At 63.7% G+C, this 18520-nt stretch carries 20 protein-coding genes and 3 tRNA genes; 8 read left to right on the top strand and 15 right to left on the bottom strand.

Annotated features, from left to right (window positions below):
• Nucleotides 1-15: 15 nt before the first annotated feature.
• Nucleotides 16-879: a YihY/virulence factor BrkB family protein gene (locus H9X91_RS10020; RefSeq protein WP_243414519.1), complete on the bottom strand. Its 864-nt coding sequence runs from the start codon at nucleotides 877-879 to the stop codon at nucleotides 16-18.
• A gap of 94 nt (nucleotides 880-973) precedes the next feature.
• Nucleotides 974-1309 (bottom strand): arsenate reductase family protein, encoded by a 336-nt coding sequence (locus tag H9X91_RS10015; RefSeq protein ID WP_204804759.1) that lies wholly within the window; start codon nucleotides 1307-1309, stop codon nucleotides 974-976.
• Between the two features lie 48 nt (nucleotides 1310-1357).
• Between H9X91_RS10015 and H9X91_RS10010 the strand changes: the two genes are divergently transcribed.
• The 7 genes from H9X91_RS10010 to H9X91_RS09980 all read left to right on the top strand — a co-directional run bounded on the left by H9X91_RS10010 (nucleotide 1358) and on the right by H9X91_RS09980 (nucleotide 6249).
• A complete protein-coding gene (locus H9X91_RS10010) occupies nucleotides 1358-2074 on the top strand; it encodes an NAD-dependent protein deacylase (protein ID WP_204804758.1) in 717 nt (238 codons plus the stop codon).
• Between the two features lie 218 nt (nucleotides 2075-2292).
• Nucleotides 2293-3666, top strand: a complete 1374-nt coding sequence (locus H9X91_RS10005) for a citrate/2-methylcitrate synthase (RefSeq protein WP_204804757.1) — start codon at nucleotides 2293-2295, stop codon at nucleotides 3664-3666.
• A 153-nt stretch (nucleotides 3667-3819) separates the two neighbouring features.
• Nucleotides 3820-3906, top strand: a tRNA-Leu gene (locus tag H9X91_RS10000).
• Nucleotides 3907-3937: 31 nt separating this feature from the next.
• Nucleotides 3938-4025, top strand: a tRNA-Leu gene (locus H9X91_RS09995).
• Nucleotides 4026-4097: 72 nt separating this feature from the next.
• Nucleotides 4098-4185 (top strand) — tRNA-Leu (locus H9X91_RS09990).
• A gap of 306 nt (nucleotides 4186-4491) precedes the next feature.
• Nucleotides 4492-5307, top strand: coding sequence for a mechanosensitive ion channel family protein (locus H9X91_RS09985; RefSeq protein ID WP_204804756.1), 816 nt, complete (start codon nucleotides 4492-4494; stop codon nucleotides 5305-5307).
• Nucleotides 5308-5430: 123 nt separating this feature from the next.
• Nucleotides 5431-6249, top strand: a complete 819-nt coding sequence (locus H9X91_RS09980) for a MerR family transcriptional regulator (RefSeq protein WP_204804755.1) — start codon at nucleotides 5431-5433, stop codon at nucleotides 6247-6249.
• 36 nt (nucleotides 6250-6285) lie between these two features.
• On the opposite strand, the gene H9X91_RS09975 is transcribed toward H9X91_RS09980, so the two are convergent.
• The 12 genes from H9X91_RS09975 to era all read right to left on the bottom strand — a co-directional run bounded on the left by H9X91_RS09975 (nucleotide 6286) and on the right by era (nucleotide 14348).
• On the bottom strand, nucleotides 6286-6624 hold the full coding sequence (locus H9X91_RS09975) for a DUF6442 family protein (RefSeq protein WP_204804753.1): 339 nt from the start codon (nucleotides 6622-6624) through the stop codon (nucleotides 6286-6288).
• Nucleotides 6617-6826 (bottom strand): helix-turn-helix transcriptional regulator, encoded by a 210-nt coding sequence (locus H9X91_RS09970; protein WP_204804751.1) that lies wholly within the window; start codon nucleotides 6824-6826, stop codon nucleotides 6617-6619. Before H9X91_RS09970 ends, H9X91_RS09975 begins: the two co-directional genes overlap by 8 nt.
• Nucleotides 6827-6830: 4 nt before the next feature.
• Entirely contained in the window at nucleotides 6831-7139 is a 309-nt protein-coding gene (locus H9X91_RS09965) for a DUF6442 family protein (RefSeq protein ID WP_204804750.1), read from the bottom strand.
• A 15-nt stretch (nucleotides 7140-7154) separates the two neighbouring features.
• A complete protein-coding gene (locus H9X91_RS09960) occupies nucleotides 7155-7478 on the bottom strand; it encodes a DUF6442 family protein (protein ID WP_204804749.1) in 324 nt (107 codons plus the stop codon).
• Between the two features lie 24 nt (nucleotides 7479-7502).
• The gene (locus tag H9X91_RS09955; RefSeq protein WP_204804748.1) at nucleotides 7503-7709 is read right to left on the bottom strand and encodes a hypothetical protein; all 207 of its coding nucleotides are present in this window, start codon (nucleotides 7707-7709) and stop codon (nucleotides 7503-7505) included.
• Nucleotides 7706-8017, bottom strand: coding sequence for a DUF6442 family protein (locus tag H9X91_RS09950; RefSeq protein ID WP_204804747.1), 312 nt, complete (start codon nucleotides 8015-8017; stop codon nucleotides 7706-7708). The genes H9X91_RS09955 and H9X91_RS09950 overlap by 4 nt, the downstream gene beginning before the upstream one ends.
• A gap of 148 nt (nucleotides 8018-8165) precedes the next feature.
• Nucleotides 8166-8939, bottom strand: coding sequence for a uridine phosphorylase (gene udp / locus H9X91_RS09945; protein WP_204804746.1), 774 nt, complete (start codon nucleotides 8937-8939; stop codon nucleotides 8166-8168).
• Nucleotides 8940-8992: 53 nt separating this feature from the next.
• Nucleotides 8993-9499: a GNAT family N-acetyltransferase gene (locus tag H9X91_RS09940; RefSeq protein WP_204804744.1), complete on the bottom strand. Its 507-nt coding sequence runs from the start codon at nucleotides 9497-9499 to the stop codon at nucleotides 8993-8995.
• 10 nt (nucleotides 9500-9509) lie between these two features.
• The gene (locus H9X91_RS09935; protein WP_204804742.1) at nucleotides 9510-11903 is read right to left on the bottom strand and encodes an endonuclease MutS2; all 2394 of its coding nucleotides are present in this window, start codon (nucleotides 11901-11903) and stop codon (nucleotides 9510-9512) included.
• A gap of 45 nt (nucleotides 11904-11948) precedes the next feature.
• Nucleotides 11949-12374 carry a hypothetical protein gene (locus H9X91_RS09930; protein WP_204804740.1) on the bottom strand — a complete coding sequence of 142 codons (426 nt, stop codon included), beginning with the start codon at nucleotides 12372-12374 and terminating at the stop codon, nucleotides 11949-11951.
• Nucleotides 12375-12422: 48 nt separating this feature from the next.
• On the bottom strand, nucleotides 12423-13199 hold the full coding sequence (recO, locus tag H9X91_RS09925; protein ID WP_204804738.1) for a DNA repair protein RecO: 777 nt from the start codon (nucleotides 13197-13199) through the stop codon (nucleotides 12423-12425).
• Between the two features lie 249 nt (nucleotides 13200-13448).
• Nucleotides 13449-14348 (bottom strand): GTPase Era, encoded by a 900-nt coding sequence (gene era / locus H9X91_RS09920; RefSeq protein WP_204804736.1) that lies wholly within the window; start codon nucleotides 14346-14348, stop codon nucleotides 13449-13451.
• A gap of 220 nt (nucleotides 14349-14568) precedes the next feature.
• Between era and H9X91_RS09915 the strand changes: the two genes are divergently transcribed.
• Nucleotides 14569-15393 carry a sulfite exporter TauE/SafE family protein gene (locus H9X91_RS09915; RefSeq protein ID WP_204804735.1) on the top strand — a complete coding sequence of 275 codons (825 nt, stop codon included), beginning with the start codon at nucleotides 14569-14571 and terminating at the stop codon, nucleotides 15391-15393.
• A 53-nt stretch (nucleotides 15394-15446) separates the two neighbouring features.
• On the opposite strand, the gene uvrA is transcribed toward H9X91_RS09915, so the two are convergent.
• Nucleotides 15447-18275, bottom strand: coding sequence for an excinuclease ABC subunit UvrA (uvrA, locus tag H9X91_RS09910; protein ID WP_204804734.1), 2829 nt, complete (start codon nucleotides 18273-18275; stop codon nucleotides 15447-15449).
• Nucleotides 18276-18520: the final 245 nt, after the last annotated feature.

Raw genomic sequence — 18520 nt, 5'->3', positions numbered from 1 at the left:
GGATTCAAAAATCGTTTACGATTCCCCGGCCCGGTCCTTCCGCAGGGAGATCAGCGTGGCGTTCAGCTCCGCCCCCATGATGAGGGTGACGGCAGTCATATACAGCCAGATCAGCAGGGCGATGGCCGTGCCGATGGAGCCGTACAGCAGGGAGTAATCGGCAAAGTTCTGCACGTAGCTGGCATACAGCCAGTTCAGCAGCAGCCAGGCCCCCAGGGCCGCCATGGTGCCGGGCCAGATGTTCCGCCAGGGCTGGCGTCCGTCCTGGGACAGGGCGTACAGGAAGAACAGGGCAAAATACCCCGCCACCGCCGCCACCGGGAACCGCAGGTCCGCCCACAGCGCCGCCCAGAACCGGGGCAGGCCGAAGTTGTCCACCGCGTACAGCAGCAGCCGGTCCCCCACGCTCATCAGCGTCAGCGTCAGGGCGATGGTGGCGATGAGCACCGCAGTGTACAGCAGTGTCTTCACCAGCTGGGACAGGGCCCCCCGGGGCGGTCCCAGGTGGTAGGCGATCCGCACGGAGCGCATCAGCGTGTTGGTGGCCCGCATGGGGAAGTAGAGGGAGAAGAACAGCCCGAACAGCAGCAGCTTCACGCTGGGATTCCGGCCCACATAGGTCAGGTACATCCCCACGAAGGACACCACCTCCCGGGGCAGGAACTCCCCCAGCACCGCCAGGATGGCGTCCACGTCCAGCTGCAGCAGCCCCAGCAGAGAGCTGATGAAGATCAGCAGGGGAAAGATCATGAACAGCAGATAAAAGGCCAGGGCTGCTCCCTGCATCCCCACATTGTGCCGCAGATACCGCTGCACCAGCAGGTAGACGCCACGCAGGAAGCGGTTTTTCGGCAGCTCCATCCAGTCTCGTCTCCGCATGCGGTCCCCTCCTCTCCGGGCACGCCCACTTCTAGTATGCACAGTTTACCACCGCTTCGTGCCGCAGCGGTGCAAAATCCTGTCGGCCCGGGCTTTATTCCCAGGTCTGCCAGATCTCCGGGCAGTAGCCCACCGTGGCCTCCCGCCCGTTGCGGACGATGGGCGTCACGAACAGCTCCGGGTGCTCCAGCAGCTTCTCCTCCCGGGCTTCCGGGGTGATGTAGGCCATGTACAGATCCTCATAGGCCCGGCACTTCGTGTTCACCAGGGCGTCGAATCCCACTTTCTGCTTGACGGACTGGTACTCCCGGGGGGATAATCCCTTTGAGGGCAGGTCGATATACTGGTATTTGATGCGGCGCTCCTTGAACCACCGCTCCGCCTTCTTGGAGTCGAAGGACTTGGAGGAACCAAAGATCTGAATATTCATACTGCGCTCCTGTCTCAAAACATTCGGATATGGAATGGAGGGTCCGATATGACGGACGAGATCAAACGGCTGAAGGAACTGGTGGACAGCTCCGACAACATCGTGTTTTTCGGGGGCGCAGGCGTATCCACGGAGTCCGGCATCCCGGACTTCCGCAGCACAGACGGCCTGTACCACCAGGAATGGAAGTATCCGCCTGAAGTGATTTTAAGCCATACGTTTTACGAAAGCAACCCCGAAGAGTTTTTCCGTTTCTACCGGGCCAAGATGCTGGCCCCGGACGCCAGGCCCAACGCCGCCCATCAAAAGCTGGCGGAGTGGGAGGCAGAGGGCAGGCTGAAGGCCGTCATCACCCAGAACATCGACGGGCTCCACCAGGCCGCCGGCAGCAGGACCGTGCTGGAGCTCCACGGCAGCGTCCACCGGAACCACTGTGAGCGGTGCGGCAAATTCTACGGCCTGGACCACATCCTGCATACGGAGGGCGTGCCCCGGTGCAGCTGCGGCGGCATCATCAAGCCGGACGTGGTGCTCTACGAGGAGGGACTGGACCAGCGGACGCTGGAAGCGTCCGTCCGCTACCTGGCAGAGGCGGACATGCTGATCATCGGCGGCACCTCTCTGAACGTCTACCCCGCCGCCGGCCTGATCCGCTACTATCGGGGCCGCAAGCTGGTGCTGATCAACAAGTCCCCGGTGGCCCGGGACCTGGCGGCGGATCTGGTGATCACCGATCCCATCGGCGAGACCCTGGCCCAGCTGTGACCGGACGGCACCGTAAATCTGCACAGGCAGCTCCCCGCCGCGGTGGAGCTGCCTGTTATTTTTTCTAAAAATGCAAGTTTTAAAATTATAAAATTCAAATCTTTTTGCTATTTTTTTATTTTAACAAAAATTTATATTGAAAATGAAAGTTTTATGTGCTAATATTGCAAATATCAAAGTTGCCGGCGCACACCGCCGCCGAAAGGAGCGCATCCCCTATGGTCTGGAAAGAGAACCGTGAGAACGCCTATTGTGAGATCACGCCCGCCATCCTGGCGCTGAAGGAGCAGTGGGAGAAGAAGAATTATATCGATCCCAAGCTGTACAAGGAGTACAACGTGAAGCGGGGCCTGCGGGACGAGGACGGCCGGGGCGTTCTGACCGGGCTGACCCGGGTGGGCGAGATCCAGTCCTACAGCGTCACGGAGGGAGAGCATATCATCCCCCAGGACGGCATTCTCTATTACCGGGGCATCGATGCCCGGGAGCTGGTGAAGGGCTCTGTGGGCCGGCGGTTCGCCTTTGAGGAAACGGCCTATCTGCTGCTCTTCGGCGAGCTGCCCACCGCCGCTCAGCTGGAGGATTTCTGCGCCCAGCTGGCCTCTTACCGGACGCTGCCCACCAACTTCTTCCGGGATGTCATCATGAAGGCCCCGCCCCGGGATCTGATGAACACCATGCAGCGGGCGATCCTGACACTGTTCTGCTATGACGACAAGCCCAACGACATCGGGCTGGAAAACGTGCTGCGCCAGAGTCTGCAGCTGATGAGCAACATGCCGGTGCTGGCCATTTACGCCTATCAGGCCTGGCGGTTCAGCCAGGGGGAGAGCCTGTTCATCCACGTGCCCAAGCCGGAGCTGTCCACGGCGGAGAACTTCCTGCGGATGCTGCGGGAGGACTGCAGCTATACGGAGTTGGAGGCCCGGGTGCTGGACGTGGCGCTGGTGCTCCACGCGGACCACGGCGGCGGCAACAACTCCACCTTCACCAACCATGTAGTCACCTCCTCCGGCACGGACACCTATTCCGCCATTGCCGCAGCCATGGCGTCTTTGAAGGGTCCCCGCCACGGCGGCGCCAACAACAAGGTCATGGCCATGATGGACGACATCAAGGAGCACGTGCAGGACTGGAGCGACGAAGGCTGCGTGGCGGATTACCTCACCCGGCTCCTCAACAAGGAGGCCTTTGACCGCAGCGGCCTGATCTACGGCCTGGGCCACGCCGTGTACACCAAGAGCGATCCCCGGTGCGAGGTGTTCCGGGGCTATGTCACCCGCCTGGCGGCGGAGAAGGGCCTGGAGAAGGAGCTGACTCTGTACGCCAATGTGGAGAAGATCGGCAAGCAGCTGCTGATGGAGCGGCAGCACAAGTCCGTGCTGTCCACCAACATCGACTTCTACAGCGGCTTCGTCTATGAGATGCTGGGCCTGCCCATGGAGCTGTACACCCCCCTCTTTGCCGTGGCCCGGATCTCCGGCTGGAGCGCCCACCGGATGGAGGAGCTCTCCATCGGCGGCAAGCTGATCCGGCCCCGGTACGAGTGCGTGGAGGAGCACCGCTCCTATACCCCCATGGACCAGCGGTAAAGATCCCCGTCTTCCTCGGCCCGGGCCGTCCGCAGGGCGGCCCGGGCGTTTTGGCCTCTGGAATTTTTTTCACAGGAAGCGCGAAAAATGGTTGACAATTGCGCTTGGTCTGGCTATAATAATCAAGCAGTCTTTTTTAAGGGACAAACATTTGCGGCTGTGCTGGAACTGGTAGACAGGCCAGCTTGAGGTGCTGGTGTCCGAATCGACGTGTGGGTTCAAATCCCGTCAGCCGCACCATTTGGCATCCTTAGAAAAGATGCCGCTCTATGCGCGAGTGGTGGAATTGGCAGACTCGCTAGATTCAGGTTCTAGTGTCCATTACGGACGTGCGGGTTCAAGTCCCGCCTCGCGCACCACGTTCCACCGGAGGGCTCCCTTCCGGTGGAACACCCCAACGGGGATCTGACGGGAGCAAAAGTTCATACGACGCGCGAGTGGTGGAATTGGCAGACTCGCTAGATTCAGGTTCTAGTGTCCATTACGGACGTGCGGGTTCAAGTCCCGCCTCGCGCACCATAAAAATAACCACACCTGCGGGTGTGGTTATTTTTATGGTAACCGGGAGAATTTGAAATGCTCGGCGGAAGTGAATTCCGCCTGCGCCAAGATTTTCGCCTGCGGCGAAAATGCTTGTACGGCGCAAAAGCGCCGCCGGCCAGAAGGCCGGTTGGGTGGTATTTCTGCGAACAAGGCTTAAGTTGAAAATATCGATTTTAGCCGGCCGGCCTTCCCCGCCCGTACCGGCCGCTGTCTCCGGCGGCGTTGACTTTTCCGCCGCTTTCCGGTATGCTTTTCTTAATCTGATGCAAAGGGGCGCTTTGTATGCCGGACCTCACTTCTACCTTTACCAACGCGCTCGGTAAGTTCTCCATCAGCGTGATCCTCTCCGCAGCAGCCACGCTGGTGATCTGCCTGGTGGTTGTCCACCTGCTGGGCAAGCTGCTGCGGCGGCTGCTGGCCCGGACCAAGCTGGATGAGCGCATCCAGAAGTACCTTCTCACCGGCGTGAAGCTGATCCTGTATATCGTCACCGTGCTGATCGTGGCGGAGAGCCTGAACATCCCCATGACCTCTCTGGTGGCGCTGCTGTCGGTGGGCTCCCTGGGCGTCACCCTGGCGGCGGAGGACATTTTGGGCAATGTGGCCGGCGGGCTGGTGATCCTCTCCTCCCGTCCCTTCTCCATCGGGGACTATGTGGAGGTCAGCGGCGTATCCGGAACTGTCCATGAGATCAGCCTCAACCACACCAAGCTGGTGACGCCGGACGGGCATCTGGTGATGCTGCCCAACAAGGAGCTGGCCTCCTCCCAGATGACCAATTACACCGTGCTGGGCCGGCGGCGGGTGGTGCAGAAGGTCACCGCCTCCTACGACGCGCCCACGGAGACTGTCAAGGCCGCCTGCCGGCGGGCTCTGGAGCTGACGGACAACCTGCTGGATGATCCGCCCCCCGCCGTCTACCTCACCGCCTATCAGGAGAGCTCCATCCAGTACACCGTCTACTGCTGGGCCACGCCGGAGAACTGGTGGGGCGCCTATCTGGCCCTGGGGGAGCATCTGCGGGACGCCTTCCAGGAGTTCGGCGTGGAGATGACCTATGACCACCTGAACGTCCACATCGTAGAAAACCGCAGCTGAATGTCACCGGCCCACGGGAGCGATCCCGCGGGCCGGTTTTTCAAATCGAGGCTTGACTCTCACACAGTGGCAGGGCTTACCATGATCGTGAGCTCAAAAATACGCATATATGCGGAGGGACCTATGTTCAAGATCGGAGAATTTTCAAAACTGTCCAGGATCAGCATCCGCATGCTGCGCCACTACGACGAGATCGGCCTGCTGGTACCGGAGCACATCGACCCCTGGACCGGCTACCGCCGGTACGCGGCCGCCCAGCTGCTGGCCGCCAGCCGCATCACCGCCCTGCGGTGCCTGGGGTTCTCCCTGGCGGACACGGCATCGCTGCTGGCCTGCTGGGAGGACCGGGACGCCATGGAGCGGCGGCTGCAGGCCCGGCGGGCGGCGGTAGAGGCGTCCATCCGGCAGGCGTCGGACCAGCTGCGGCTCCTGGACACAGCCATTGATCGGCTGAGAAAGGAAGAAGCACCCATGAAATACGATGTCACCATCAAAACCCTGCCGGAGCGGCAGGTAGCCAGCGTCCGCCAGATCCTCCCCGGCTACGGCCGGGAGGGGGACCTGTGGCACATCTTCGCTCAGGAGACCGCCTCCCTGCGGATCCAGGACGGAGATCCGCCTCTGTGCGTCAGCGTCTTTCACGACGGGGAGTACAAGGAGTCGGACGTGGACGTGGAGATCCAGAAGACGGTAAAGGGCACCTATCCCGACACGGCGCACGTGAAATTCAAGACCGTCCTGCCGGTGACGGTGGCCTCCGCCACCTTCCAGGGCGGATACCATCAGATCGGCGAGGTGAACCAGGCGGTGGCCGCCTGGGCAGAGGCCAACGGCTATGCGTTCGGCGGGCCGTTCTTCAACATCTACCACGTGAGCCCCCGGGAGACCCGGGATCCCGATGCGTTCGTCACCGAGGTGTGCTACCCGGTGCGGAAGCGATAAGCAGACAGGCGGCGCTTTCCAGCGCCGCCTGCTTTTTTACAGCGTGTGCCACAGATACCATCCCAGGCAGCCCAGGCACAGCACGCCGGTGAAAATGCCCATGCCCAGAAAGAACCGGTCCCGGTCTGTCCGGTACCGGGCGAAGGACCCGACAGAGCTGAATACAAACAGCACCGCCGCCACGTCCCCAAAAACCTGTCCGGCAAACGCCTGATAGAGCATCAGCAGCAGCGCCAGGACGCACATGGCGTAAAAGCCCGCGTCATCTCCCCGGCGGTTGGCCTCCTCCCGGCCCTCGTCCACGCCCTCCCGGCGGTATTTCTCCAAAATCTCGTCCCGCTCCATGGCTGGCTCTCCTTTCTTGATCTCACTCAAAGTAAAACAGATCCTCAAACTTCTTGTCCAGCGCAATGCAGAGGATCAGCGCCAGCTTGGCAGTGGGGTTGAACTGTCCCGTCTCGATGGAGCTGATGGTGTTGCGGGACACGCCCACCAGCTCCGCCAGCTGGGTCTGGGACAGCCCCTTCTCCGCCCGGGCCACCTTCAACCGGTTTTTCAAAATCAGCTGATCATCCATGACGTCACCCCAGCAGAAGCATGGCCAGGTTGCCAGCGCACACCAGGCCGCAGCCGGCGGCCAGCAGCGCCGCGCCCCGCCGCCGGGTCTTCCAATACAGGTGCAGCTCCGTGCCCGCCAGATACAAAAACACGATAGCCGTGTAGTCATAGGCATCCTGCCCGCTGATCAGCCGCGCGACAGTGAGGGCGACGCACAGCAGCACCGTCAGGATGCCGCCGATGCCGAAGGACAGCCCCAGCACCTGCTGCTCCCGTTCGTCCATGCCAATCTTCCCCGCCTGGGCTTTTTTCAGGATCTCGTCCCGGTCCATACCGCCATCTCCTCCTCAGGTCATTTGAAAGAATTTTACCAGATTCCAGATCAAAAGTGCAAGGGAGATCAGCAGTGTCACGATGTCGGAGGTGTCCTGCCGCCGGGTCAGCCGGTAGACCCGGTTGGCCACGCAGGCGGTCCAGAACATGCACATCACATCCTCGTGCGGCAGGCCGTGGGCCCGCTTCCAGAACAGCAGGATCAGCCCCATCAAAAGCGTGAACAGCAGGCTGAAGGACTCCCCCTCCATGCGGATGGTCCGCTCCCGCTCGTCGCCCTTCCGGTTCTCCTGCCGGCTCTTCTCCAGGATTTCCTCCCGGCTCAATTTCTCTTCCATTGTTTTCTTCTCCTTTTGACAGTTCTAAAAAACCGTGCCCGCCAGGGTCAGGGCCGCTCGCAGCAGCAGCCACAGCGGGCCGCCCCAGGGCAGGGCTGTTATGGCGTTCCACAAAGCAGTCCAGTCCGGCGGGGACGCGGGCGCCAGACGGAGCAGCGCGCCGGCCAGCGCCAGAGCGGACGCTCCCGCCAGGGCGGTTTCCGCCCAGCGTTCTGAAATTCGGTTCCTCAACGCAGCACCCCCAGTACATGGCAGGCCAGGAAGCAAAGGGAACTGAATGCTGCCAGCACCGCCACAGTCAGGAATGTATGCCGGCGGCTCACCCGATACTTCGCCCACGCCTCCAGAGCAATATAGCTCCAGAACATGGCCAGGACACTGTAGCTGTTCTGGCCAGTGGCCAAATTGAACACCAATAGCACGATGGTCATGGCACAGAAGCCGACCATGCCCCACCGGCGCCCCTTGTTCTCCAGAAAGGTATTCCCTTCGTCCTCTTTCTCCGCGCGGCTGCGCCGCAAGATCTCATCCCGATCCATCTCAAGCCTCCTTACCCAGTTTGCTTGTTGTTTTACCAAGTTTTCTTTGCAATCAGAGCATAGCACATACCAAGTAAACTTGTCAATAAGGAATTTAAAAAAGATGCCCGGAACTTTCCGGGCATCTTTTTTTGAAGAACACAGTCGATCACCGGCCGGCCTTGCGGTCCGCCTCGATCAGCAGCTTCAGGGCCTCCACGGACACCTTCACGGAGGAGGACGTGTCCTCGCTCATCTTCTGATCCAGGCCGGCGGCCTCCCGCTCCTGGTTCCACACCACGTGGAAGCAGGAGCCGCAGCGGCAGCCCAGAGCCGCCGCCACCACGAACAGGGCGGCGGACTCCATCTCGCTGGCCAAAACGCCCAGCCGCTTCCAGGACTCCCACTTCTGCTGGAGCTCATAGTACACGGGAGAGGCGGCGGGGTCATGCTGGCCGTAGAAGCTGTCCTTGCACTGGACGATGCCGGTGTGCAGGGGGAAGCCCAGCTTCTTCGTGGCCTCCACCAGAGCATTCACCACCTGGAAGTCCGCCACCGCCGGGAATTCGATGGGGGCGTACTCCCGGCTGGTGTGCTCATACCGGATGGCGCCGGTGGCCACCACCACGTCGCCGGACTGGACATCCAGGGCGATGCCGCCGCAGGTGCCGGTGCGGATGAACGTATCCGCGCCGCACTTGTGGAGCTCCTCCATGGCGATGGAGGCGGAGGGGCCGCCGATGCCGGTGGAGCAGGCAGTGACCTTCTCCCCCAGCAGGGTGCCGGTCCAGACGTTGAACTCCCGGTTATACGCGATCTGCTTGGCGTCGTCAAACAGGGCGGCGATGGCCGGGACCCGGCCCGGATCGCCGGGCAGGATGCAGTAGCGGCCGATGTCTCCCTGGGCGCAGGCAATGTGGAACTGCTTTGCAAGCTCTTGCATAGGATCACCTCATTGTGTAATTTCCAAACGGTTTTTTGTGTGAGACCAGTATATCAAACTCCGCCGGTTTCCGCAACCGGGGATTCCGGCTCCGCCAGCCGCCGCAGGGCTTGACCAGCGAGACGGTAGACGGTCCAGTCCTCCATGGCCTCCGCCCCCAGGGACTTGTAAAAGCCGATGCTGGGGGTGTTCCAGTTCAGGCACCACCACTCCAGCCGGCCGCAGCCCCGCTCCTCGGCGATGGCCGCCAGCTGATGGAAAAGGGCCTTGCCGTGGCCCTTCCCCCGGTGCTCCGGCCGGACGTACAGGTCCTCCAGATACAGTCCCGCCCGGCCCAGAAAGGTGGAGAAGTTGTGGAAAAACAGGGCAAAGCCCACCTCCGCCCCGTCCTCCAGTGCAAAGAGGACTTCCGCATGGTGCTTCTCAAACAGCTGATCCCGGAGGGTGGCCTCGTCCGCCACCACCTGGTCCAGCAGGCGCTCATAGTCCGCCAGCTCCCGGATGAATTCCAGGATCAGCGGCGTGTCGCACTCTTCCGCAAATCGAAAGGTCAATGCCATGGTGTTCTCCTCACTTCAGTGTCACCACGGTGACGCCGGACTCGCCCTCGCCGTAGACGCCCAGGCGGAAGCTCTTCACCGCCTTGTTCCGGCGCAGGATGTCGTGGACCGCCTTCCGCAGGGCGCCGGTGCCCTTGCCGTGGATGATGGTCACGGTCTCCAGCTTGCCCATCACGGCGGCGGAGAGGAAGTTTTCCACCACGCTCTCCGCCTCCAGCGTCTCCATCCCCCGGATGTCCAGTTCCCGGGCGGCAGAGGCCCGCAGGGCCCGGTCGGCGTTCTGCCGGATGGTGACGGAGGGCGTCTTCTTCCGGGCGGCCCGCTCGTCGTCCTCGATGAGCCGCACCTCATCCGCCTTGGCCTTCATCTTCAAAATACCGGCCTTCAGCTGGAGGGTTCCGTCCTTGCCCACGGACACCACCTCCGCCGGCTGGCGGACGCCGGGGAACTCCACCAGGTCTCCGGCCCGGATGGGCCGGCTGGGCTTGGGAATGGGCTCCTGCCGGGCGTCGCGCTTGGACACGGCCTCCTCCGCCTCGTTCAGCGTCCGCCGGAGGGCCGCCCGGGCCTCGTTCTCGTTCAGGGCCCGGTCCGCCCGGGCCTGGGCCTTCCGCATTTCGCTGAGCTCCTGGAACACCTGGTCCGCCGCGGCCCGGGCGTCCCGCAGGATGCGCTTGGCCTCCGCCTCGCCCCGGCCCCGGGCGTTGTCCTTGGCCCGCTCCATCTGGTCCCGGAACTCCCTGGCCTTGCGTGCGTCCTCCTCCCGCTGGCGCAGCAGGCGGTCCGCCTCCTGCTCCCGCTTCTCCAGGGCCTGGCGCTTTTCCTCCAGCTGGGTCAGGATGTCCTCGAACCGGACGCTCTCGCCGCTCATCTGCTCCTGGGCGGCGGCGATGACGTCCTCCGGCAGCCCCAGCCGCCGGGAGATGGCGAAGGCGTTGGATTTGCCGGGGATGCCGATCAGCAGCCGGTAGGTGGGGGCCAGTGTCTCCACGTCGAACTCGCAGGAGGCGTTCTCCACCCCCGCCGTGGTCATAGCGAAGGTCTTTAATTCCGCGTAGTGGGTGGTGGCGGCCACCCTGGCCCCCAGATGCCGCACATGCTGGATGACGGCGATGGCCAGGGCCGCGCCCTCCACCGGGTCCGTGCCGGCCCCCAGCTCGTCGAACAGCACCAGGCTGTGCCGGTCCGCCTCCTTCAAGATCTCCACGATGTTCACCATGTGGGCGGAGAAGGTGGAGAGGCTCTGCTCGATGCTCTGCTCGTCGCCGATGTCCGCCAGCACCCGCTCATAGACGGACACGGCGCTGCGGTCCGCCGCCGGGATGTGGAGACCGCACTGGGTCATCAGCGTCAGCAGGCCCAGGGTCTTCAGGGTCACCGTCTTGCCGCCGGTATTGGGGCCGGTGATCACCAGGGTGTCGAAGGTGTCCCCCAGCTCGATGTCGATGGGCACCGCCGTCTTGGGGTCCAGCAGAGGGTGGCGGGCCTTGCGGAGGCGGATGGCCCCGTCCCGGCGGACCTCCGGCCGGACGGCGTTCATCTTGTAGCTCAGCTGACCCCGGGCGAAGATCAGGTCCAGGTGGACCAGGGTGTCGTAGTCCCACTGGATGTCCTCCCGGTGGGCGGCGGCCTCGGCGGAGAACTCCGCCAGGATGCGGTCGATCTCCTTCTGCTCCTTGGCCTGGAGCTCGATGAACTCGTTGTTGGCCTGGACCACGCCCATGGGCTCCACGAACAGCGTGGCGCCGGTGGAGGAGATGTCGTGGACCAGCCCCGGCAGGTCGCCCTTGTGCTCCGCCTTCACCGGCACCACGAAGCGGCCGTCCCGCTGGGTGATGATGGTCTCCTGCAGGATCTTCCCGTAGCTGGGAGAGGAGATGATCCGCTGCAGGATCTGGCGGCTCTTGGCCTGGGCCGCCCGCATGTGGCGGCGGATGTCCGCCAGCTCCGTGCTGGCGGCATCGGCGATGGTGTCCTCGTCCGGGATGGCCCGCTTGATCTTCTCCTCCAGAAAGCGGTTGCCGTGGAGGGAGAGGAACAGGTGGTCGATGGCGGTCTTCTCCGCCGCCTCGTCGTTGAAGTACTCCTTGGCCCGGCGGGCGGCGGTCAGCAGATCGGCGATGGTCAGCAGCTCCCGGGTGTTCAGGGCGCCGCCCCGGTCCGCCCGGTCCAGGGCCTCCGCCACCGGCTTCACGCCGGAAAAGGAAGGGCTGCCCCGCAGGCCGATCAAATTCCGGGCCGCGTCGGTCTGGTCCAGCAGCCGCAGCACCTCCTCCGGCTCCGTCTCCGGCCGCAGGCGCAGGGCCCGCTGTTTGGCCTCGGCGCTGACCGCCTGCTCGCTCAGCAGCTCCAGCACCCGGGGCAGCTCCAGGGTGCGGAGGGATTTGTCAAATAGGTCACTCATGGTTCGGTTCTCCTGTCAAGGGTTTTTGCTTGATGGTCGTCTATTTCAGGGTTCCGGCTCCGCCAGGACCCAGGGCAGGGTCAACTCCAAGCCGCACTGGAAAAAGGGCTCCGGGAAATCCCGGAGAAACGGCCCCTGGCCTGTTGCAAACCAGGCCTTGACCCCCTGTGCCAGCAGGAGCGGCTCCTCCCCCTCTTCCAGCAGGCGTCCCGCTAGATGCCAGAGGGGGGTGTACAGCCGTCCGCCCTCCACCGGGCCGCACTCGGAGGCGTCTCCCGGTCTCCGGAGGTCCAGTCCCAGTCGAGCCAGAAATTCCCCCACCTCCGGCGGCAGGGTCTCCACCGCCGCTGTAAAATTCCGGCAGTAGGCGCAGTCACAGCCGCCGGTGGCGTCGCCGTAACGGTCATACCAGGCCCGGGTAGCTTCCACGTCCACCTCCAGCCGGTAGGGGCCGAAGACAAATTCCGTCATAGTCCGCTCCGTTTCGTATAAATTTGCAAATTCAATACAAGATGTATCTTATTTCGACGGCATTTCCGGCGGCTGGAGGCTCTTGTAAAAGTCCAGCGTCCGGAACCCCCGCTCCAGCTGGGCGGCCGCAAAGGCCTCCGCCGCGGCGGAGAGCCGCTCCAGGGCCGGGCCCGTCAGCCGGAAGGAGTAGAGCCGCTTGGGGTCTCCGTACACGATATGCCGCAGAGCCGCCAGGGAGTCCGGGCACAGGGGCATGGAGAGGGCGTTCTCCCGGGCGCCGCAGCTCCGGCACCGCAGGACGCCCTGGACCACGTCCAGCAGAGGCTGCTCCGGGTCCGGACGGCCGCAGTAGGCGCAGCTGTCCGCCAGGGGCTCGTACCCCGCCAGGCACAGCAGCTTGATCTCAAAGGCGGGCTTTACCAGGGCCGGTGGCTTGTGTAAAGCGGAGAGGGCGTACAGCCCGTTCAGCAGGTGGGACAGCAGCGGTCCGGCAGGGGATTCGGCGGCCGTCACCGCCTCCGTCAGCTCCGCGAAGTAGCAGCCCAGAGCCAGGGCCTCCAGGTCCGTCCGCAGGCCGTTGAACAGCTCTATGGTAGTTCCCTCGTTGGCGTAGTACCAGTCGCCTTTTTGGTACAGCGTCCACTCGGAGTAGGCCAGCTGCTGGGCGCAGGCGGCATACTTGCAGCTTTTGCGCCGGACGCCCCGGGCGATGACGGAGATCTTGCCCCGGTCCGCCGTCAGCAGCGTCAGGATCTTGTCCGCCTCTTTCGTCTCTGTCTCCCGCAGGACCACGCCCTTTGTGACGATGTAGGCCCGCTCGGCCACGTTGCTCCCTCCCTACTATGTATGGAGAGCGTCCGCTCCCCGTTTCATGCGCCGGCTGGTCCGGCGGCCTCCCGGTCCCTGGCGGCCTGATACAGCAGGTACACCAGCGGCTCGCCGGTGAGGCAGAAACACTCCCAGAGTCTTTGCGTGTCCATTCCGCAGACCTCCTTTTGGAGTAGTCTGCGAAATTTGTCGGATTCTATGGCTGGGAATGTCCGGTCCTCTTCCAAGATCTTCCATCAGACGATCTCATTCATCCCGGTACCCGAAGCTCCGCACGTAATTGACGTTATCTCTCCAGTTCTCCTTGACCTTGACCCAAGTCTCCAGGTACACCTTGGTGCCCATGAACTTCTCCATGTCCTGCCGGGCCAGGGAGCTGATCTTTTTCAGCATGGCCCCCTGCTTGCCGATGATGATGCCCTTGTGGCTGGCCTTCTCGCAGTAGATGGTGGCGTCCACGTCGATGACACCGCTGTCCCGCTCGGAGAACTTGGTGATCTCCACCGCCGTGCCGTGGGGGATCTCCTTGTCCAGGCACAGCAGCAGCTTCTCCCGCAGGATCTCCCCCATCACCTGCCGCTCCGGCTGGTCGGTCGTCATGCCGTCCGGGAACAGCTGGGGGCCCTCTTGGGCGTACTTCCGCAGCTCCTTCATCAAATCGTCCAGACCGCTGCCGGTGTGGGCGGAGATGGGGATGATGGCGTCAAAGCCGTCCCATGCTTCATTATAGGCGGCGATCACCGGCAGCAGCTCCGCCGGCTCCACGGTGTCGATCTTGTTGACACAGAGGATGCAGGGGAGCTTCTCCTCCCGGATGCGGTCGATGAGGGCCTGCTCCGGGCCGCCCACATGGGGGATGGGCTCCACCAGCAGCAGCGCGCAGTCCACGTCGGACAGGCTGGAGGTGACGACCTTCACCATGTAGTCCCCCAGGGCGGACTTGGGCTTGTGGAGGCCCGGGGTGTCCAGCAGGATATACTGGGTGTCCTCCCGGTTCACCACGCCGTAGATGCGGTTCCGGGTGGTCTGGGCCTTGTTGGAGACGATGGCGACCTTCTCCCCCACCAGGGCGTTGGTCAGGCTGGACTTGCCCACGTTGGGCCGCCCGCACACGGTGATCATGGCGACGTTCTTGATGTTTGACATAGGTGATCCTCAACTTTCTTTGAGCATTTTCTGCGGCGGAACAAACTCCGCCAGTTTCCACAGTATCACAGACCCGCCGGAAAAACAACCGTTCCGGCGGGATTTCTTTCCGGCCGCGGCGTTTTTCCGCCCGGATGCGCCTCCCGGCCTCTTGCCAGGGGCTGCCGGAGCTGGTATAATGAGTCCGATTTTGTCACATCTGCTTCAGGAGGCGCGCTCCATGCTGGACTCAGTCCTCTCCCTTTTCACAGAAGTCACATTGGACGGCTTTCCCCTGTGGGTGGTCCTCCTGATCTGCGCCGGCGTCTTTCTGGCCTCCTTCATGGACGCCATCGCCGGGGGCGGCGGGATCATCTCCGTGCCGGTGTACCTGATGGCCTTCTCCGGCCTGCCCACCTATTATGTGCTGGGCACCAACAAGCTCTCCGCCGGCATCGGCACCATCTTCTCCACCGGGCGCTTCATCCGCCACGGCTATGTCCACTGGCGGCTGTTCCTGCCGGCGGCGGGACTGGCGGTGCTGGGCTCCGTCTGCGGCACCCAGCTGCAGCTCCGCACGCCGGATGTGGTGCTGAAATACCTGCTGCTGGCGGTGCTGCCGGTGGTGGCCTTCTTCACCCTGCGGACCAAGACCTGGCCGGAGGAGCCGGCCCCCATCTCCCCCCGGCGGCAGGCCCTGATCGTCTGGACCGCCGCCCTGGTCATCGGTGCCTACGACGGGTACTACGGCCCCGGCACCGGCACGTTCCTGATGCTGATCTTCATCCGTCTGGCCAACATGGACACCCGCCACGCCGCCGGCGGCGTCAAGATCATCAACCTGGCCTCCAACCTGGGGAGCCTGTGCTCCGCCCTGCTGGCCGGGACCGTGGTGGTGGGCGTGGGTCTGGTGTCCGCCGCGGCCTCCATCTTGGGGCACTATCTGGGGGCAGGGCTGGCCATCAAAAACGGCAGCAGGATCGTCCGCCCCACGGTCATCCTCGTTCTGGTCCTGCTGCTGGTGAAGGTGGTCTCGGAGCTGCTGTTCCCGGAGTTCTGGAGCTGATCCCGCTGCAGGCAAGGGCCTCCGCCGTTGGCGGAGGCCCTTCTTTTCTTCCGTTACCGCTCCAGGTCCTTCTTCAGGTACTGGCCTGTGAAGCTGGCCGGACAGGCGGCCACTTCCTCCGGCGTCCCCGTGACGACCACCGTGCCGCCGCCGTCGCCCCCCTCGGGGCCCAGGTCGATGAGGTGGTCGGCGCACTTGATGACGTCCAGGTTGTGCTCGATGACCACCACGGTGTTGCCGCCTTCCACCAGCCGCTGGAGGACCTCCAGCAGCTTGCGTACGTCGTCGGTGTGGAGGCCGGTGGTGGGCTCGTCCAGGATATAGATGGTCCGGCCGGTGGCGATCTTGCTGAGCTCCGTGGCCAGCTTCACCCGCTGGGCCTCGCCGCCGGAGAGCTCCGTGGAGGGCTGTCCCAGCTTCACATATCCCAGGCCCACGTCCTGGAGGGTCTGGAGCTTGTTCCGGATCTTGGGCAGGGGGGCGAAGAACTCCACCGCCTCGTCCACGGTCATCTCCAGCACGTCGGCGATGTTCTTGCCCTTGTACCGGACCTCCAGGGTCTCCCGGTTGTACCGCCTGCCGTTGCACACCTCGCAGGGCACGAAGATGTCCGGCAGGAAGTGCATCTCGATCTTCAGCACGCCGTCGCCGGAGCAGGCCTCGCACCGGCCGCCCCGGACGTTGAAGGAGAACCGCCCCGGGCCGTAGCCCCGGCTTTTGGCCTCCTGGGTGGAGGCAAACAGGTCCCGGATGTCGTTGAACAGCCCGGTGTAGGTGGCGGGGTTGGACCGGGGCGTCCGGCCGATGGGGCTCTGGTCGATGTCCACCACCTTGTCCAGATGCTCGATGCCCTCGATCCGGTCACACTTGCCGGGGTGGACCTTCATCCGGTTCAGCTCCACCCCCAGGCGCTTGAACAGGATCTCATTCACCAGGGAGCTCTTGCCGCTGCCGGACACACCGGTCACCACGGTGAGCGTCCCCAGGGGGAACTCCACGTCGATGTGGCGCAGGTTGTTCTCCGCCGCGCCGATGACCTTCAGGCACTTGCCGTTCCCCGGCCGCCGGGTCTCCGGCACGGGGATCTTTTTCTTGCCGGAGAGGTACTGGCCCGTCAGGCTGTTGGGGTTGGCCATGACCTCCTCCGGCGTGCCGGCGGCCACCACCTCGCCGCCATGGATGCCGGCACCGGGGCCGATGTCGATCAGGTAGTCCGCCGCCCGCATGGTGTCCTCGTCGTGCTCCACCACCAGCAGCGTGTTGCCCAGGTCCCGGAGGTTTTTCAGGGTGGCCAGCAGCTTGTCGTTGTCCCGCTGGTGCAGGCCGATGGAGGGCTCATCCAAGATATACAGCACCCCCATCAGGGAAGAGCCGATTTGGGTAGCCAGGCGGATCCGCTGGCTCTCGCCGCCGGAGAGGGTGCCGGCGCTGCGGGAGAGGGTCAGATATCCCAATCCCACGGACCGGAGGAACCCCAGCCGGGACTTGATCTCCTTCAGGATCCGGTCCGCGATCAGGTGCTGCTGGTGAGTCAGCTCCAGCCGGTCCACCCATTGGAGCTCGTCCACCACGGACATGCGGGTCAGGGCGTCGATGTCCTTGTCTCCCACAGTCACCGCCAGGGACTCCTTTTTCAGCCGCTTGCCCTTGCAGTCCGGGCAGGGGCACTCGGCCATCGCCTCCTCCAGCTCCCGCTTGCTGGCGTCGGACTGGGTCTCCTGATACCGGCGCTCCACGTTGTTGCAGATGCCCTCAAAGGGCTGGTACAGCACGCCCTTGCCCCGGGGCTGGTCGTAGTGGAGCTCCAGCTTCTCCCCGCCGGTGCCGTAGAGGATGATGCTGCGCACCTCCTCCGGCAGCGTCTCCCAGGGGTCTGTCAGGGAGAAGTGATATTTCTTCGCCAGGGCGTCGAAGTACATCCGGGAGATGCCGTCCCCCCGGATGTTGTTCCAGCCGCTGGCCTGGATGGCCCCCTCCAGGATGGACAGGGACTTGTCCGGCACGATCAGGTCCGGGTCCGCCTTCAGCTGGCTGCCCAGGCCCGTGCAGGTGGGGCAGGCGCCGAAGGGGTTGTTGAAGGAGAACATCCGGGGCGTCAATTCCTCAATCGAGATGCCGCAGTCCTCGCAGGCGTAGTTCTGGGAGAACATCAGGTCCTGCTCCTCCCGCAGGAGGTTGATGACCACCAGCCCGCCGGTGAGGCCGGAGGCGGTCTCCACGCTGTCCGTCAGTCGCTGCTGGATGTCCGGGCGGATGATGAGCCGGTCCACCACGATCTCGATGGTGTGCTTCTTGTTCTTCTCCAGCTTGATCTCCTCGTCCAGCTCGTACAGGTTCCCGTCCACCCGGGCCCGGACGTAGCCGGAGCGCTTGGCGTCCTCGAAGATCTTGGTGTGCTCGCCCTTCTTGCCCCGGATGACGGGGGCCATCACCTGGATGCGGGTGCCCTCCGGCAGGGAGAGGACCTGGTCGATGATCTGGTCGATGGTCTGCTGCTTGATCTTCCTGCCGCACTTGGGGCAGTGGGGGGTGCCCACCCGGGCCCACAGCAGGCGGAGGTAGTCGTAGATCTCCGTCACCGTGCCCACGGTGGACCGGGGGTTCTTGCTGGTGGTCTTCTGGTCGATGGAGATGGCGGGGCTCAGGCCCTCGATATAGTCCACGTCGGGCTTGTCCATCTGGCCCAGGAACATCCGGGCATAGGAGCTGAGGGACTCCACATACCTCCGCTGGCCCTCGGCATAGATGGTGTCGAAGGCCAGGGAGGACTTGCCGGAGCCGGAGAGGCCCGTCATGACCACCAGCTTGTCCCGGGGGATGGTGACGTCGATGTTCTTCAGATTATTGGCGCGGGCGCCTTTGACGATGATCTTATCCTGCATGATGGGTATGATTGACTCCTTTCAGGAGAGGTTTCTCTTTCGATGCCGGAAACGCTTCCGGCAGAGGTGTAGGGGCGGTCATCAACCGCCCGGGGAGACTGGCTCCCGCCAGGGGGCATTGTCCATGCGGGATGCGCCCCCCATTGTCGTCGTCGCAAAGTCCGCTCAGCTCCGTTTCCGCCTGCGGCGAAAACTGCGCCCGCTCCCTTGCTCCTCCTCTCCCCACCGCGCGGGGCGCGGCGGGG

The sequence above is a fragment of the Oscillibacter valericigenes genome (genome assembly GCF_016902445.1).
GTDB lineage: Bacteria > Bacillota > Clostridia > Oscillospirales > Oscillospiraceae > Oscillibacter > Oscillibacter avistercoris.
This window is presented reverse-complemented; position numbering and strand designations above follow the sequence as displayed.

What these genes read in the sequence shown, in the direction of transcription:
- H9X91_RS10020 (WP_243414519.1), bottom strand. Translation starts at nt 879, where the DNA reads ATGCGGAGACGAGACTGGATGGAGCTGCCGAAAAACCGCTTCCTGCGT.
- H9X91_RS10015 (WP_204804759.1), bottom strand. Translation starts at nt 1,309, where the DNA reads ATGAATATTCAGATCTTTGGTTCCTCCAAGTCCTTCGACTCCAAGAAG.
- H9X91_RS10010 (WP_204804758.1), top strand. Translation starts at nt 1,358, where the DNA reads ATGACGGACGAGATCAAACGGCTGAAGGAACTGGTGGACAGCTCCGAC.
- H9X91_RS10005 (WP_204804757.1), top strand. Translation starts at nt 2,293, where the DNA reads ATGGTCTGGAAAGAGAACCGTGAGAACGCCTATTGTGAGATCACGCCC.
- H9X91_RS09985 (WP_204804756.1), top strand. Translation starts at nt 4,492, where the DNA reads ATGCCGGACCTCACTTCTACCTTTACCAACGCGCTCGGTAAGTTCTCC.
- H9X91_RS09980 (WP_204804755.1), top strand. Translation starts at nt 5,431, where the DNA reads ATGTTCAAGATCGGAGAATTTTCAAAACTGTCCAGGATCAGCATCCGC.
- H9X91_RS09970 (WP_204804751.1), bottom strand. Translation starts at nt 6,826, where the DNA reads ATGGATGATCAGCTGATTTTGAAAAACCGGTTGAAGGTGGCCCGGGCG.
- H9X91_RS09965 (WP_204804750.1), bottom strand. Translation starts at nt 7,139, where the DNA reads ATGGACCGGGACGAGATCCTGAAAAAAGCCCAGGCGGGGAAGATTGGC.
- H9X91_RS09960 (WP_204804749.1), bottom strand. Translation starts at nt 7,478, where the DNA reads ATGGAAGAGAAATTGAGCCGGGAGGAAATCCTGGAGAAGAGCCGGCAG.
- H9X91_RS09950 (WP_204804747.1), bottom strand. Translation starts at nt 8,017, where the DNA reads ATGGATCGGGATGAGATCTTGCGGCGCAGCCGCGCGGAGAAAGAGGAC.
- udp (WP_204804746.1), bottom strand. Translation starts at nt 8,939, where the DNA reads ATGCAAGAGCTTGCAAAGCAGTTCCACATTGCCTGCGCCCAGGGAGAC.
- H9X91_RS09940 (WP_204804744.1), bottom strand. Translation starts at nt 9,499, where the DNA reads ATGGCATTGACCTTTCGATTTGCGGAAGAGTGCGACACGCCGCTGATC.
- H9X91_RS09935 (WP_204804742.1), bottom strand. Translation starts at nt 11,903, where the DNA reads ATGAGTGACCTATTTGACAAATCCCTCCGCACCCTGGAGCTGCCCCGG.
- H9X91_RS09930 (WP_204804740.1), bottom strand. Translation starts at nt 12,374, where the DNA reads ATGACGGAATTTGTCTTCGGCCCCTACCGGCTGGAGGTGGACGTGGAA.
- era (WP_204804736.1), bottom strand. Translation starts at nt 14,348, where the DNA reads ATGTCAAACATCAAGAACGTCGCCATGATCACCGTGTGCGGGCGGCCC.
- H9X91_RS09915 (WP_204804735.1), top strand. Translation starts at nt 14,569, where the DNA reads ATGCTGGACTCAGTCCTCTCCCTTTTCACAGAAGTCACATTGGACGGC.
- uvrA (WP_204804734.1), bottom strand. Translation starts at nt 18,275, where the DNA reads ATGCAGGATAAGATCATCGTCAAAGGCGCCCGCGCCAATAATCTGAAG.